Origin of the sequence: Streptococcus sp. S784/96/1 (assembly GCF_902729355.1) — a bacterium.
Classification (GTDB): Bacteria; Bacillota; Bacilli; order Lactobacillales; family Streptococcaceae; genus Streptococcus; species Streptococcus caledonicus.
Window position 1 is genome coordinate 31,877 of record NZ_CACVCC010000018.1, and the last position, 17,387, is coordinate 49,263.

Sequence of the window (17,387 nt, forward strand, 5' to 3'; positions counted from 1 at the left end):
CAAGGTTGGTTTGCTATAATTTAAGCAAACGAAAGTTAATTTAGCAAACAAACTAACCTTGATATATCATTTTGAGAAAGAGGATTCGCAATGACTAGAGATAAGGCTTGGTTATCAAAAAAAATTAAAACATCTCTCAGAACTGTTCAATTAAAAAATTTGAATGATAATTTAGTGAAGCAAACAATTATTGATGAAGTAGGCTATCTTTTCGATGGTATATCTGTTATCAGCTCGCAAGCAGACTTGGTTTTAGAGGTGGATGTTCGTCTTGGTTTAGCCGAATCATATAGTATTGATGCTTCTGAGTCTAAAATTCGAATCATTGCTAGTGACAATATAGGATTACTTTATGGGATTTATAGGTTGCACAGAGACTTTATAGTATATGGTGAATTTCGAAGTATTGTTGAATTTCCAAAACAAGCTATTAGAATGATTAATCATTGGGATAATATGGACGGTAGCATTGAACGGGGATACGCTGGAGAATCTATATTTTTTAAAGACAATCACTTTAGAAGAGATTTTACAGTTATTCAAGAGTACGCTCGGTTGTTGGCTTCTGTTGGTATAAATGCCCTGTCTATTAATAATGTGAATGTTCATAAAGTGGAAACTGAGTTAATTACAGAAAAATTTTTACCTGAGCTTAAGTATGTAGCTTCATTATTTGAATCCTATGGAATCAAGATATTTTTATCAATTAACTTTGCTTCACCTAAAATCATTGGAGGTCTTGAAACAGCTGACCCCCTAGATGAGGGTGTTGTGATGTTTTGGAAAGAACGGGTTGAACAATTATATAAAGCAATTCCAAGCTTTGGAGGTTTTATTGTGAAAGCGGATTCAGAAGGAGAGCCGGGTCCGTTTGCCTATGGAAGAACTCATAAAGATGGAGCTAATATGTTTGGAAAACTTTTAGCTCCGTATAATGGTTTATGTGTATGGAGGTGTTTTGTCTACAACTCTACACAGGATTGGAGGGATCGCTCTACAGATAGGGCCAGAGCTGCCTATGATCATTTTATGGCATATGATGGTGAATTTTTAGATAATGTTATTCTTCAAATAAAGCTTGGACCGCTAGATTTTCAAGTCAAAGAACCGGTATCTCCTTTGTTTGGAGGACTTAGAAAGACAAATCAAATCATAGAGTTTCAATTAACTCAAGAATATACTGGGCAACAAAAAGCGATTTATTATCAAGTCCCTGTGTGGAAAGAAGCACTTGATTTTGATACACGATATGATGAATTAGATGTAACCTTGGTTAAGGATGTTATCAAGCAATATTCTCAAGTAAAACAACACTCAGGGATCTGCGCTGTCGGTGTCGTAGGTATGGATGATAATTGGACTGGGCTTAAACTGATGCAAATCAATCTATATGCGTATGGTATGTTAGCGTGGAATTCAGATTATACAACAGAAGACCTTGCGAAACAATGGATTGCGTTAACATTTGATTTGGATAAAGAGAAGCAACATATTTTATCTGACATTCTTTGTACGTCACGAGAAACCTACCAATTGTATAATGCTCCATTTGGTGTTGGATTTATGTGTCGTCCAAATCATCACTATGGTCCAGATGTTAATGGATATGAATTTGATCGTTGGGGAACTTATCATTTTGCTGACCGAAATGGTGTCGGAGTTGATCGTACAATTAATGGTACAGGATATGTCACACAATATTCTCAGAAAAACATGGAACTTTATAATCATGTAAAGACTTGTCCAGAAGATTTGTTACTTTGGTTCCACCATGTTTCTTATGAATATGTGATGGAGAATGGTAAGACATTGATTCAGAATATCTATGATAATCATTTTGAAGGTGTTAATCGAGTTGAAGCATATATAGAACAGTGGGAAAAGTTTAAAGGTTTTGTTTCTGAGAGTGATTTTTCTAATGTTAGAGAACGACTACTTGAACAATATCGTGTAGCTATTGAGTGGCGAGATCAAATTAATACCTATTTTTATAGATTATCAGGTATTGAGGACGACCAACAGCGTTTAATCTATAGATAGTTAAGGAGGAAATTATGAAAAATCAGAAAGTCGGTTATCTGTACATTTTACCCTGGGTTATTGGCTTTTGTTTATTGACGATATGGCCATTCTTGAGTTCCTTTTATTATAGTTTTACAGATTATAATATGATTTCAGATCCCAATATGTTAGGAATTGGTAACTATTTAAGATTGTTAAAAGATCAAGAATTTATCAATTCGATTATAGCAACACTGAAATATACTGTGTGGACAGTGCCTCTACAGTTAGGTTTTGCTCTATTTATTGCTTTTATTTTAAACTTTAAATTGAAAGCGATTAATTTATATAGAACAGCTTATTATATTCCATCACTTCTAGGTGGAAATGTTGCGATTGCAATTTTATGGCGTTTTATGTTCCAACCTACTGGCTTTATTAATGTCTTACTTTCTAAGGTAGGGATTAGTCCAGTTTCTTGGCTATCAACTGCTACTGGGGCAATGGCAGTTGTAGTTTTGCTAAAGGTATGGCAGTTTGGATCATCGATGTTGCTGTTTTTGGCAGCATTAAAGGAAATTCCGCAAGATTTATATGAAGCGGCAGCAATTGATGGAGCTTCAAAATTTAAAACTTTTTTCAAAATTACTGTACCTATGATTACTCCGACCATTTTCTTTAACTTAATTATGCAGTTAAATAATGCATTACAAGAATTCAATGGACCATACTTAGTTACAGGAAAAGGACCATTGAACTCTACATATTTGACATCAATGTTTATTTATGACAAAGCGTTTAAATCATTTGAAATGGGATATGCTAGTGCTGCTTCATGGGTCTTGTTCTCTTTGATTGTAGTGGTTACATTGGTAGTGTTTGGAACACAAAGTAAGTGGGTTTATTATTCTGATGGAGGGAAATAATGGCTTCAAAAGTGATAAATAAAAATAATCAGATATATTCTGCTGTTTTAAGATATGTTGTACTGACTATTGTTGCTATTATTATGATTTATCCAATTCTATGGCTAATTGGAGCTTCTTTTAAATCAAATACAGAGATATTTACAGAAGTAGGTTTTATACCTAAACGTATTGATTTCACACCGTATATTGAAGGGTGGAAAACTAGAACGGAATATAGTTTTACTACCTATTTTATGAATACATTTAAAATTGTTATTCCTAAAATAGTTTTTTGTTTAATCTCTTCCACATTGGTGGCTTATGGTTTTGCTCGTTTTAACTTTAGAGGAAAAAAACTTCTATTTTCATTGTTGATGGCAACAATGTTTTTGCCAGCAGTAGTTACTCGTATTCCACTATACTTACTATGGAAAGATTTTGGAATGCTTGATACCTATGTTCCGCTTATTGCACCAACAGTATTTGCACAAGAACCTTTCTTTGTTTATATGTTAATTCAATTTTTAAGATCAATTCCTAGAGATTTGGATGAAGCAGCTATTATTGATGGGTGCAATTCATTTAGTGTTTTGTGGAGAGTTTTGCTTCCTGCGTTGAAACCTGCTTTGATTTCATGTATCATTTTTCAATTTGTATGGAGTTTTAATGATTTCTTGGGACCATTAATTTATGTGTCATCTGTTGAAAAATATCCTGTAGCGATGGCTTTGAAGATGAGCATCGACACTTCTTCAGGTGTTGTTGAATGGAATCAAATTTTGGCAATGTCGCTAATCTCTTTACTTCCTGCTTTGCTACTTTTCTTCGGAGCTCAAAAATATTTTGTTGAGGGAGTTACATCATCGGGAATTAAGGGGTAGCCGGTATGAGATTGTTTGATTTTCAAAAAATAACAGTTGCGATTATTTATAGTGTAGATTCGTTTGCAACTAAAATATTTTGGTTTATTATACTCAATTTACCAAGTATATTGCTCTCCTTATTGTTGGAGCCAACTATAAATAATAGTATTTTCTTTATTATTCCTTTATATTTTCATTTGCTTTCCGTAATAATACTATTCAATCTTTTTTGTGAAACAAAACAAATTTGGAGTAGAACAGTAGAATTTTTGAAAAAATATAGTCTATATTTAATTACGATATGCATGATTATATATATTTTTTTTATAGATTTTATCATTGTTTGGTTTCATTTGAGACAACATGCTTTCGGAATTGCTCTGTTGATACTTTTAGGAGTATTTATAAATTCACTTTTCTATTTTATGTATGCGCTATCAAGGCAAATACCATCCAAGATAGAACTTCGTTCATTGATAGTTAGCTGTTTTTGGATTACCTTTAGGTACCCCTCTAGGAGTTGTATAGTTATTGCTCTGATATGTTTAAATGCAGTAATAGCATTTTTTATACCTGTTATTTATTATATAGGATTGGGAGTGATGATATTGAAAATTTGTTATGGAATTATTGAGAAATGTTATGTAAGACACTTACAAGCATTTCAGGAGGGTCGGAAAAATGAGGAAAGAAACTCAATTAATTGATGATTGGGAGTTTTCCGAAAGGCCGTTAACCTTAAAAGATACGATAGAGTTTTGTGATGATTTTGAATGGTCAAAAATATCAATACCTCATGATTGGTTAATATTTGATACCAATCAACTATATCGTAATAGTGAGGGATGGTATAAAAGGAAATTTTACATAGATGATATTAGGCAAGTAAGTTTAATGTTCGAAGGGGTGTATCCCGAATCAGATATTTATGTTAATCGAAGTAAAGTTGCTACTCATAAGAATGGTTATACGTCGTTTGATGTGGATATTACTCCTTTTTGTAATATTGGAGGAAATGAATTAATTGTACATGTGGTACATCGTTCGCCTAATTCACGATGGTACTCGGGTGCGGGAATTTATAGAAAAGTTTGGTTAATCGAAAAAGATGCTATTCACATAATTCCTAATGGTATTTATTTATATGCAGTACCCTTATCAGAAAATGAATGGGAATTAAATGTGGAAATTAAATTATCGCAAGAGGCAGATAGTATTTATATTAGTTGCTATCTAGATGATTTAGTTCATAAAGGGAAATATTCAACAAATAATTTTTGTATTAATATTTCTTGGAAAATAATCAATCCTAACTTATGGAGCCCTGAGACCCCTTACTTGTACCAGTTTGGAATCACATTGGATGGTGAGAGGTTTAGTGATTCTTACTTTTGTCAGTTTGGTTTTAAATCAATACTTTTTGATTCAGATATAGGTATGTTATTGAATGGGAAACCTATCAAAATTAAAGGAATTTGTCTCCATCATGATTTAGGATTGTTAGGTTCAGCAGTACATCGCTCAGCAATTAGGCGCCAATTAATGTTGATGAAAGAAATGGGGGCAAACGCTATTAGAACTGCTCACAATCCTGCTGCTACAGAACTATTGGAGTTAGCAGATGAATTAGGATTTCTTGTTCAATCAGAGTTTACCGATGTTTGGAAACATTCTAAAACCCCATATGATTATTCAATATATTTCGACAAATACTTTAAAAAAGATGTTAAAGACTGGATTTGTCGTGATCGTAATCATGTTAGTGTTTTTATGTGGTCTATTGGAAATGAAATCTATGATACACATGGACGTGAGGACGGATTGAATACAGCTCTAGAATTAATTGATTTAGTAAAACAATATGATTCTCACGAAAATGCAAAAATAACATTTGGTTCTAACTATCTCCTTTGGGAGAACACGCAGAAAGTGGCGGATTATTTAAAGTTAGTTGGCTATAATTATGGAGAGGAGTTGTATGAGGAACATCATAAGAGATATCCTGACTGGATTATTTATGGTAGTGAGACAATCTCTATAGTTTCTAGTAGAGGGGTTTATCATTTTCCTGTTGAGGAAAAAATACTTTCTGATGATGATTTACAGACGTCCTCTTTAGGAAATAGTACAACTAGTTGGGGCTCTAAAGATTTAGAAAAATCATTGTTAACAGATATTAAAACGCCTTATTCGTTGGGACAGTTCATCTGGGCGGGAATTGATTATTTAGGTGAACCTACACCATATCATACGAAAAATTCGTATTTAGGTCAGGTTGATACAGCAGGTTTCCCTAAAGATGCTTATTTCCTTATTAAATCAATTTGGAATTCTGAACCTATGATTCACTTATACCCTTATTGGGATTTTTCGAAAGGACAGAAAATTGATGTTGGAGTTGTTAGTAACCTTCATAGGGTAGAAGTAAGGTTGGATGATCAATTAATGTTTGAACAAGTATTGGATGAAGAGGATGGTTCACGTCGTTTCCAAGCTATGGGGAAAATTAAATATCAAAAAGGAAAACTTAGTGCTTACGGATACGATAAGACAAATCAACTAATATGTGAACAGCATCAAGAGAGTTTTACGGAACCTATAAAATTGCTTGCTAGAGTGGAGCCGGTTAGTTTTCTTTTTAAAGATGATGAATCAGTCATACTTTATATAGATTTAGAAGTCATAGATGAATTGGGGCGTGTAGTAGCTAATGCCAATAATACAGTCCATGTATCGGATATCAGTAATGTGAAGATATTAGGTCTTGATAATGGTGATGCTACGGATTTTACACAGTATGTTACATTACAAAAGAGGTTATTTAATGGTAAATTGTTGTGTATGGCTCAAGTGATAGACATGACTCAGCCCGTGAGAATTATTTTTGAATCTGAGGGGCTATATGGAATAAAACTTTTAATAGATATATTTACACGAACGGTTGAAACCTGTGAATTAAAACAATTAAACGTTGTACAGCCTAAACTAATAAGAAAAATTGAACTTGTAAGTCAAGATATTTCTCAAAATGATCAATCATTTGAGGTTGAAGCAAGTGTTTTACCTTCTGACGCAAGAACTCAAGTTATTGAATGGCGTGTAACAGATAGTAAAGGAATTGATTCTAACATTGTTGATTATTCTATTAAAGATAATAAAATGAGAATTACTCCAATTGCTGACGGCACCTTCTACGTCCGAGCAGGAATTAAAAATGATAAAAATCATATTGATCGCTACTCTATGTTAGACTTTGAACTATCAGGATACGGTTCTTATCTTTTGAATCCCTATCAACCAATATCTGGTGGTTTATATTCAAGAAGTAATGTCGAATTGACAAGTGGAAATGAAAGGGGTGTTGCAACACTTAGAGACGAAACTTGTTACGTAATATTTGATAATGTTAATTTTGGTTTGGCGGGAGCTGATCGATTAACGTTGTCATTATTTCCTTTAGAGGGGAATCGTTTCCCAATTGAAGTATGGAAAGGAGTACCAACTACTGAAGATGCACAGTTAATTGAAATTATTTTTTATGATAAAGGTAGTATTTGGAATACTTATCAGGAGCAGACCTATCAATTAAGTAAAAGATTATATGGGGTTCAAACTATTTCATTTGTCTTTAAACAAAAAGTGCATATGAAAGAGTTCTTATTCCATAGATGCAGACGTCAATCGGAAGTTATTAGAGCGATAGAATATGATAGTCTGTATGGAGATAGTTATGAAGTTATTGCAGATGCTATTGTAAATATAGGTAATAATGTTACTCTTGCCTTTGATGAATTTGACTTCAAGGATACTACAAATTCGGTTATTAAAATTAATGGTAAAACCTCGAACCATTCTAACAGTATTTTAATTAAGCGATTATCTAAAGATAAAGAGTATCGAGATTTCATTGAAATTACTCAATCAGATGAATATCAATGGACAGAACATCATTTAGTACCTATAAATGATTTAATGAAAATAGAATTAATATTTTTACCTGGATCCAACTTTAACCTGAAAAGTTTTATCTTAGAATAATATATGATTATACGATGGAGAAAAAACATGAAAAAAATGCGTAAATTTGGTTTAACGTTAATGACATTGTTATCAGCTGGAACACTTTTAGCAGCTTGTGGAAGTAATAAAGAAGCAAAAACGGGAGAGACCGGCAAATCTGACGAAAATGTGACACTTCGAGTATGGTGGTGGGGAAATGATGATAGGCATCAAGCAACACTAAGTATGATTGATAATTTTGAAAAAAATAATTCAGATATCAAAGTTAAAGCTGAGTATGTTGGTTTTGGTTCTTTAGATGAAAAAATTACAACAATGATTACTGGGGGAGCTGCAACAACACCAGATATTATTCAGATGGATAGAGGACAAGTTGCACGTTTTTCTCCTGACGGGAAAGGATTTTATGATCTTTCTAAACTTGAGGGTGTAGATTTGTCTGGATATGATGAAGAGTTTTTGAAGACTGGTCAATTTAATGGTATTCAAAACGGTGTTCCTCTGGGAAAAAATGTTGTTACTGTATTGTTTAATAAAACAGCATTCGATAAAGTAGGTGCAAAGATTCCTACATCTTGGGATGAGCTAAAAGAAGAAGCCAAGAAATTTCCAGAGGGTTCATTCCCATTGGTATTACCAACACCACGATTTGGTACAGGGATTTACTTGCAACAAAAAACTGGTAAAACAGAGTTTGATGAAAAAGGTAATATGAACTATACTAAAAAAGATTATAAAGAAGCTTTAGCATGGTATATGGAAATGATTGAAGCTAAAGCGTTTAACTCACGTAAAGATTATTTAGAAAATGTAGGCAATGAACCAGTTTCGCTCGCTCAAAATTCAAAATTTATTAGTGGTGAATATGCTGGAGTTCTTGAGTGGACTGGTGGTATTGCAGGTAATGAACAAGCACTTAAAGACAGTGGTCAAGAATTGATTGTTGTTAAGGACATGCTAAAAAACAAAGATGCCAAAGGTTCATACACAATTGCAAAACCAACATTCTTATTTGTGATTAGTAAAGATGAGAAAAATCCTGAACAAGCTGGAAAATTCTTGAATGATTTTATAAATGGGGAAGAAGCTAATAAAATTCTTGGAGTAACACGGGGTGTACCAGCAAACTCTAAGACAGCTCAACTTTTGATTGATGAAGGAAAAGTGACTGGCGCAATTGAAGCTGGTTATGAGTATTCTAAGAATGTTCAAACGTTAAATCAAACGGTCTTTTATGAGGATTCAACGCTTCAAACTATTTTATCTGATGCTTTGGAAAATATGGAATTAAATGGATTAAGTTTAGATGATGCTGCAGAGTATGTTTATAGCAATACGAAAACTCAATCTGAAAAGTTAAAAGATACTTATAAGTTGAAGTAACAATATTAAAAAGTCGCCTAGTCGTTTGTACTAGAAGGCTTTTTTTAAAGTAGAGGGAAAAATATGTTAAATAAAGAGCTACTACTAGATTTAGAGAATTTAGCTAAAAAAGGTTATCAGGTGCCAAAATTTGATGTTACAAACATGAGGGTAAGAACACAGCAACATCCTGAATGGATTCATTTTGGAGCTGGAAATATTTTTAGAGCTTTCCTAGCTTCAGCTCATCAATCTCTACTTAATCAGAATTTAGTAGACACTGGAATAATTGTGGTCGAAGGTTACGATTATGAAATTATTGATTATTTAGTAGCTAATGATGATCTTACAATTAATGTTACCCTAAAGCAAGACGGTACTGTAGATAAAGCATTACTTGCTAGCGTTGCAGAAAATATAAAAATGGAACAAGGCACAAAGAAATTTGAAGATTTACTTGTTTATTCTCAATCACCATCGTTGAAAATGATGACATTTACGATAACAGAAAAAGGATACCAGCTTTTTGATAGGGACGGTAAATTGCTGAGTGACATTGCTCAGGATATAGAGAAGGGCCCTTTACTAGCAGTAAGTTATCTTGGTAAGATACTGACTCTACTTATAAAGAGATTTGAGGCAGGAAGATTACCTATCGCACTTGTGAGTATGGATAACATGTCTAAAAATGGAGAAAAGTTGCGTGATGCAATTCTTTACATTGCCAATGAATGGGTACTGAATAAATTTATTTCATATGATTTTATAAATTATTTATTAGATTCTTCTAAAGTTACTTTTCCATGGACGATGATTGACAAAATTACACCTCGCCCCAATGAACAAATTGGGAAACTTTTAGAAAAAGATGGTTTTTATTTGGAAAATAACCAGACTGGTAAGGGAAGTTTCATCGCTTCATATGTTAACGGAGAAGAGACACAGTATCTAATTATTGAAGATTCATTTCCCAATGGTCGCCTTCCCCTAGATAAAGTTGGAATTGTTTACACTGATAGAGGGACAGTTAATTTAGTAGAGACAATGAAAGTAACAACGTGTCTGAATCCTTTACATACTGCTCTTGCGCTTACAGGAGTACTGTTGGGATATGATTTAATTTCTGAGGAAATGAAGGATATTGATTTAGTTAAGATGATTACCCAACTCGGCTATAAAGAAGGTATGCCAGTTGTTCAAAATCCTAATATTATTGATCCGTATAATTTTATACGTGAAGTTATTGAAGTACGCTTGCCAAATCCTTTTATGCCGGACACACCGCAACGTATAGCAACTGATACATCGCAAAAATTATCCATTCGTTTTGGGCATACTATACAGGGATATCTAGACAGCAAGTCGTTAAGTCCTCGTAATCTAACAATAATTCCATTTATATATGCTGTTTGGTACAGATACTTGTTAGGAATTGATGATGCAGGAAATATTTTTGAGAAAAGTCAAGATTCAGTTAGCGAACGTTACTTAAACTTCTTTAATACGAGCCTTTGGGGGAAGCATATTACGCTTGAAGAATTAACTCCATTTTTAACAGATGAGATAATAAATGGAGTAGACTTGATTGAAGCTGGGCTAGCAGATAAAATTTGCGCATATCTTAATAGAATGCTTGAGGGACCAGGAAAGGTAAGGGAATTATTACAAGAAATTACGTCACAGGAGAATAATATATGAAAATGTCATTCAGATGGTTTGGGAGTGATAATGATACTATTCCAATAGAGTATATAAAACAAATTCCTCGAGTTAATCAAGTTGTGTGGAGTCTCCATCAAAAGGTAGCTGGAGATGAATGGACGGAAGAAGAAATTGCAAAGGAGGTAGCGTATATTAAACATCATGGCTATGAGATTGATGTAGTAGAAAGCGTGAATATTCATGATGATATCAAGTTAGGCTTACCAACAAGGGACTTTTATATTGAATGTTATAAAAAAACGCTTATAAATCTAGCTAAGCATGGTGTAAAAGTAGTTTGTTATAATTTTATGCCAATTTTCGATTGGGCTAGGACAGAATTATTTAGACCGTCAGAAGATGGATCTACATCAATGTATTTTGAAAAAAGTAAGATTTTGTCTATGTCGCCTGAAAAATTAGTAGAATTTTTTAGCAATAATAAACAAGGAGGAACATTACCTGGCTGGGAGCCAGAGAGATTGAAAAACATTCAGTTACTGTTTGAAAAATATAAGGGACTGACAGAAGAAAAATTGTACGCTAATTTTAAATATTTTATTGATGCAATTATTCCCACCTGTGAAAAATACGATATCAAAATGGCGATTCATCCGGATGACCCACCTTTTGAAATTTATGGCTTACCGCGCTTAGTCAATAACGTTCAAAACATTAGAAAAATTTTGGCAGCAAATTCAAGTTATTATAATGGTTTGACATTTTGCACAGGCTCATTAGGATCGGTGAAAGATAATGATCTTGTTGAACTACTAGAAGAATTTATTGACAGGGTTCATTTTATGCATATCAGAAATGTACTCTTGGACAGTAAAGGGAATTTTTCAGAGGTGTCTCATTTAGATGAAGATGGTTCAGTTCCAATTATCCAAATTATTAAAGTTCTTATGGAGCATGATTATCAAGGCTATATACGACCAGATCATGGTAGGCATATTTTTGGAGAAAATGAGACTAATGTAAGGCCAGGTTATGGCCTGTACGACCGTGCAATGGGAATTATGTATTTAAATGGTATTATTGATGGTTTAAGAGGTTAGAACATGGTTACAATTGGAGAAGTTGTTCAGCTACTTGAAAATGATCGGAAGGGTATAACACCTAGCGATGGTATTATTCATAGGTATAATCTCGAAGCTGAGTGTACTGGGATAATGGTCAGTTTTTCAGCCTCTATAAAAGATATTGAAAGAGCGTATCAACAAAAATGCAATTTGTTGATAAGCCATGAAGGTATCTATTATTCTCATAACAATAGTCACTTTCTCGATACGCCAATATCAATTTATAAAAAAGAATTACTAGAAAAATATGGTATTGTAGTTTATCGCAATCATGATAGTGTTCATAGAAGTTTTGGCGATTATATTACGAAGGGGCTGGTAGAGCAGTTGAACTGGAATTCACTGGTTACTAAGGAAGGCCAATATTATAGCATTATAGAGAACACTTACAGTGTTGGGGAGTTACTAACCCATTTATCAGAAAGTTTACGTTTGAATGGATGTAGGTATTTTGGAGATATAAATGCTACTGTCAATAAACTAGCTGTACTTGTTGGATACAGAGGAAGTGCTGCAAATATTATTGACTTGATAGCAGCTGAAAATCCTAATGCTATCATTATTGGTGAAGGACCTGAATGGGAGTACATAGAGTTTGTAAAAGATATTCTTCAGGTGCCGTATAAATCTAATTTAAAAGCACTGATTATTATCGGCCATGCTGAGAGTGAGAAGTACGGTATGGATTATTATGCTACTAACTATTTAAGCAAACGACTGTCAATACCAATATATTTTAGTGAAGATACGATTTCTCTTCAATTTTTTTAAGGTAAATTAAGGAGGTAAACTTAGTTCAATAAGCTAATTATGTTGCTAACCTAAATTAGTAGATTACTTTCTGTCTGGGATAGTATGATTTTTTGATGGAAGTGAAGGAGAATAAATGTTGAATTTTATTGGTGAATTTTTAGGAACTTTTATATTAATTTTATTAGTTAATGGTGTTTCTGCAGGTGTGTCCTTAAATAAAACTAAAACTCAATACACAGGGTGGGTAATGATTGCCTTGGGTTGTGGCCTGGCAGTAACGGTAGCAGCTTATGTATCGAGTGGGCTCAGTGGAGCTCATCTTAACCCTGCAGTAACTATTGCAAGAGCTATTATTGGAGATTTAGCTTGGTCACAAGTACCAATTTATTTAGTAGCTCAAGTATGCGGTGCTTTGTTAGGAGCAGTAGCGACATATTTTCATTACTATCCACACTGGAAAGAAACATCGGATCCTAGTGCAATTTTAGGATGTTTTGCAACAAGTCCCGCAATAAGGCATATGTGGTCAAATTTATTTAGCGAGGTTATTGGAACAGCAGTATTAATGATATCAATACTAGCTGTAGACGTTAATAAGATTAGTTCGAATTTTGGACCACTCATTATAGGAGTGGTTGTTATATCAATAGGATTTTCATTAGGAGGAACAACAGGATATGCTATTAATCCTGCTAGGGATTTTGGTCCTAGGTTAGCTCATCAAATTTTACCTATTCCAAATAAAGGGGGTTCAGATTGGTCATATGCTTGGATACCAGTTGTAGGCCCCATTATAGGGGGAGCTTTGGGAGCTTTATTTTATCAATGTATATTGTAATCCCATGTTCCTAAATTGATTTCACCTAATTTCTACATAACATAAAAATAGTATTTATATATCAGTCATAGAAAAGGTAATGTATGACAAAATTATTCAAATGGGGCTTTATTGGCTGTGGTGGTGTTGCTGAAAGTGTCGCAAAAGAACTTAAACAGTCGGATAAACACCAAATTGTAGCACTTTGGAATAGAACTTTGTCAAGAGCTGAGCGTTTTTCAGAACGTTTTGGCGGTACGGTGTACGAACGGGTTGAAGATCTTCTTAATGATTCTAATGTTGATGGGGTTTACATTGCAGTTACAGCTGATCGTCACGCTGAATTTATGAAGCTCTGCATTGCCCATAAAAAACCAGTGCTTTGTGAAAAGCCATTTACGGTTAATGCGAAAGAAGCTCAAGAAGTGATAGAGTATGCTCGTCAAGAAGGAGTCTATGTTTCTGAAGCCATGTGGACATGGCATAATGATGTGGCTAAACAAGTCAAGAATTGGATAAAAGAAGATCGTTTTGGACAAGTTCAAGATGTAGAGGTTTCTTATTCTCTTCCTATGATTTGGAATTATGGGAACCCGCGCTTAACTTCAATTGAATTAATTGGTGGAGCGGTTATGGATATTGGAGTTTACTCTCTTCGTTATTGTTATGAGCTATTTGGTTATCCTCAAAACATCACCTGTACAGGAGAACTGAAAGACGGTGTTGATTTAAATGAGGAAATTATTCTTGATTATGGCGATTTCAAAGCTAGATTGTATGTCGGTATTAATGGTTCACGTGGAGAACATTTTCTACTGTTTGGAGAAAATGGAACACTTCATATTAAAGATTTTCACATGGCAAGAAGTGCCAGTATTTTTGGAAAAGAAGAGGAAATTTATCAAGCAGAACATCAGTTATTATTCTTAAGACAAGCTGATATCGTTACTGATGAGATCTTATCTGGTCAGCTAGAGAGTGAAATCAGTCTTGGAAGTACACTAGATGTTATGAATATGTTAGATGATTGTCGACGACAATTGGGAGTTATCTATCTTTCTGAAAAAGAAAAGGAGACAAAATGAAATATTACGTTAATCAACAAGCGCCACGTAGTGGGCAAGGGACGAAGGAGTATCCTTTCAAATCAATTCAAGAAGCAGCTAATTTAGCTAAACCAGGTGACGAAGTCTTAGTCTATCCTGGGGTTTACCGTGAAAATGTTAATCCGGTTAATGGCGGTACAGCAGATGCACGGATTACCTATACATCTGTTGAAAAAGAAGCAGCTATTATCACAGGAGCGGAATCTGTTAAAACTTGGGAACAGTATGATGGTAATGTATGGGTAGCACGCATTTCTAACGGCCTTTTTGGTGATTTTAATCCTTATATCGAACGTGTCTATGGTGACTGGTTTGTACAGACGATGGTCGCTCATCTAGGAGATGTTTTCCTTAATGATAAATCACTTTATGAAGTGTTGAGTTTGGAAAAAGTTCTTAAACCTGAAGTTTATGAAGAATCATGGGATCCAGAATTTACAGTGTATACTTGGTATACGGAGCAAGATGAAACAGCTGATGAGACTATTATCTATGCTAACTTCCAGGGATTGAATCCAAATGAGGAAAATGTTGAAATCAGTGTTCGTAAGAATTGTTTCTATCCAGTAGAAGAAGGTCGTGGTTATATTACTGTGTCAGGATTCACCATCTGTAAGGCTGCTGTTCAATGGGCTCCACCAACAGCTCTTCAAGAAGGGATGATTGGTCCACACTGGTCTAAGGGCTGGATTATTGAAGATTGTGATATCTACGAGGCAAAATGTAGCGGAATCTCACTTGGTAAGTACTATCAACCTGAAAATGATAATAAATGGAGCAAGTGGAAATATAAAGACGGTACTCAGACAGAACGTGATGCTATTTTACAGGCTCAACGTGAAGGATGGACGAAAGAACGCATTGGTTCACATATTATCCGTCGTAATAACATCCACGACTGTGGACAAACAGGTATTGTGGGTCATTTAGGCTGTGTCTTCTCTATCATTGAGGACAATCATATTCACCATATCAATAACAAGAAAAATCTTGATGGAGCTGAAATTGGTGGGATTAAATTACATGCGGCTATTGATGCACAAATTCGTCGAAACCATATCCATCACTGCACGCGTGGCCTTTGGCTAGACTGGCAAGTACAAGGGACTCGCGTTAGTCAGAACCTTTTCCACGATAATAGTATTCCTCGTGTTGTTGATGCGGAAGCTTTGAAATCATCAGCAGCCATTTCTATGGGGGAAGATGTCTTTATCGAGGTGTCTCACGGTCCATCATTGCTAGATAATAATATTTTCCTTACGGATCGTGCGGTTAAAATTGCAGGGCAAGGTGTTGCTATGGTACATAATATTGTGGCAGGTGGTCTCCTTGCGGTTGGTAAAGGAACTAACAATGGAGCTAAGACTTTGATGAGTCCTCGTTACACACCATATCATGTGCCTCATCAAACTGAAGTGGCTGGTTTCATGACCTTCCTGCATGGTGATGATCGTTTCTATAACAACATTTTCATCCAACAAGATCTTCGTCCTGAAATGGTTGAAATCATGAATTATCTTAAAGAAATGAATGATGATTGGGATGATAATAACCTTGAAGCGGGAACTTTCCCATTCAGTTCATATCCAACCTTTGAAGAATGGGATAAGGAATTTGAAGGTTATTGTGGAATGGGTTCTGCACCAAGTGATCGTTATTACAATCCGCTTCCAGTATGGACAGGTGGTAATATCTTCATGAATGGCGCAAAACCATCAGCTAAAGAAGTTAACTATGCGGAAAATACCACAGATAAAGTGTCTATTTCTGTTGTTGAAAAAGCAGATGGCTGGTACTTAGAAACCAACCTTTATGATGTATTACCTGAACTTAAAACAGGGGTTATCAGTACCGAAACACTAGGTATGGCCTTTGAACCAGAACAAAAATTTGAAAATCCAGATGGTTCACCAATTGTCTTCGATACAGATTATTTTGATAATCGCCATAGCCTAGTACCGTTAGCTGGACCATTTATTAATAAAGTAGTGGCATTGGAAAAATTAGCTAATAAGTAAAATTACCTTAAACTAGGGAGAACTGGCTGAGCAAAATCAGCCAATTTCTTTAGAAAGACACGTGATAAAAATCACAAAAAATAAAAAGGAAGACAAACATGACAGATTTTAATGCAACAGAATACCTTTCAAAAGTAGATGCCTGGTGGCGTGCAGCCAACTACATCTCAGTTGCCCAGATGTACTTGAAAGACAATCCCTTACTTCGCCGTGAAGTCACAACAGAAGATGTTAAGGTACACCCAATTGGACACTGGGGAACAATCTCAGGACAAAACTTCATCTATGCCCATCTTAACCGTGTCATCAATAAATATGACCTCGACATGTTCTATATCGAAGGTCCGGGACATGGTGGGCAAGTTATGGTGTCGAACTCATACATTGATGGTTCTTACACTGAGCGTTATCCACAGATTACTCAAGATGAAGAAGGCTTGAAACAACTTTGTAAAATCTTCTCTTTCCCAGGAGGAATCGCTTCGCACGCTGCACCTGAAACACCAGGCTCTATCCACGAAGGTGGTGAGTTGGGTTATGCCCTCTCGCATGCAACAGGTGCAATCTTAGATAACCCTGATGTCATTGCGGCAACAGTTATTGGTGACGGGGAAGCTGAAACAGGACCTTTAACGGCTGGCTGGTTCTCAAATACCTTTATCAACCCAGTAAATGATGGGGCTGTTCTCCCAATTCTTTACCTCAATGGTGGTAAAATTCACAACCCAACTATCATGGCTCGTAAGACAGATG

General features: G+C 34.9%; 11 protein-coding genes and 1 pseudogene. All 12 read left to right on the forward strand.

Annotation, left to right across the window (positions count from 1 at the left end; translation table 11 throughout):
- The first annotated feature begins 90 nt into the window (after positions 1–90).
- Positions 91–2,040 (forward strand): alpha-glucuronidase, encoded by a 1,950-nt coding sequence (locus GZ996_RS07360; protein WP_162011716.1) that lies wholly within the window; start codon positions 91–93, stop codon positions 2,038–2,040.
- A gap of 14 nt (positions 2,041–2,054) precedes the next feature.
- A complete protein-coding gene (locus GZ996_RS07365) occupies positions 2,055–2,927 on the forward strand; it encodes a carbohydrate ABC transporter permease (RefSeq protein ID WP_161979302.1) in 873 nt (290 codons plus the stop codon).
- Positions 2,927–3,790: a carbohydrate ABC transporter permease gene (locus GZ996_RS07370; protein ID WP_162011717.1), complete on the forward strand. Its 864-nt coding sequence runs from the start codon at positions 2,927–2,929 to the stop codon at positions 3,788–3,790. Before GZ996_RS07365 ends, GZ996_RS07370 begins: the two co-directional genes overlap by 1 nt.
- Before the next feature lie 663 nt (positions 3,791–4,453).
- On the forward strand, positions 4,454–7,810 hold the full coding sequence (locus GZ996_RS07375; RefSeq protein WP_162011718.1) for a glycoside hydrolase family 2 TIM barrel-domain containing protein: 3,357 nt from the start codon (positions 4,454–4,456) through the stop codon (positions 7,808–7,810).
- Positions 7,811–7,837: 27 nt separating this feature from the next.
- Positions 7,838–9,175 carry an ABC transporter substrate-binding protein gene (locus GZ996_RS07380; RefSeq protein WP_162011719.1) on the forward strand — a complete coding sequence of 446 codons (1,338 nt, stop codon included), beginning with the start codon at positions 7,838–7,840 and terminating at the stop codon, positions 9,173–9,175.
- 63 nt (positions 9,176–9,238) lie between these two features.
- Positions 9,239–10,852: a mannitol dehydrogenase family protein gene (locus GZ996_RS07385; RefSeq protein WP_162011720.1), complete on the forward strand. Its 1,614-nt coding sequence runs from the start codon at positions 9,239–9,241 to the stop codon at positions 10,850–10,852.
- Positions 10,849–11,916 (forward strand): mannonate dehydratase, encoded by a 1,068-nt coding sequence (gene uxuA / locus GZ996_RS07390; protein ID WP_162011721.1) that lies wholly within the window; start codon positions 10,849–10,851, stop codon positions 11,914–11,916. The genes GZ996_RS07385 and uxuA overlap by 4 nt, the downstream gene beginning before the upstream one ends.
- A 3-nt stretch (positions 11,917–11,919) precedes the next feature.
- Positions 11,920–12,711, forward strand: a complete 792-nt coding sequence (locus tag GZ996_RS07395) for a Nif3-like dinuclear metal center hexameric protein (RefSeq protein ID WP_162011722.1) — start codon at positions 11,920–11,922, stop codon at positions 12,709–12,711.
- Between the two features lie 118 nt (positions 12,712–12,829).
- Positions 12,830–13,531: an MIP/aquaporin family protein gene (locus tag GZ996_RS07400; protein WP_161979309.1), complete on the forward strand. Its 702-nt coding sequence runs from the start codon at positions 12,830–12,832 to the stop codon at positions 13,529–13,531.
- 83 nt (positions 13,532–13,614) lie between these two features.
- Positions 13,615–14,595 carry a Gfo/Idh/MocA family protein gene (locus tag GZ996_RS07405; RefSeq protein ID WP_162011723.1) on the forward strand — a complete coding sequence of 327 codons (981 nt, stop codon included), beginning with the start codon at positions 13,615–13,617 and terminating at the stop codon, positions 14,593–14,595.
- The gene (locus GZ996_RS07410; protein WP_162011724.1) at positions 14,592–16,634 is read left to right on the forward strand and encodes a right-handed parallel beta-helix repeat-containing protein; all 2,043 of its coding nucleotides are present in this window, start codon (positions 14,592–14,594) and stop codon (positions 16,632–16,634) included. The genes GZ996_RS07405 and GZ996_RS07410 overlap by 4 nt, the downstream gene beginning before the upstream one ends.
- A gap of 98 nt (positions 16,635–16,732) precedes the next feature.
- Positions 16,733–17,387 (forward strand): annotated as a pseudogene (locus GZ996_RS07415) (phosphoketolase); the annotation flags it as partial.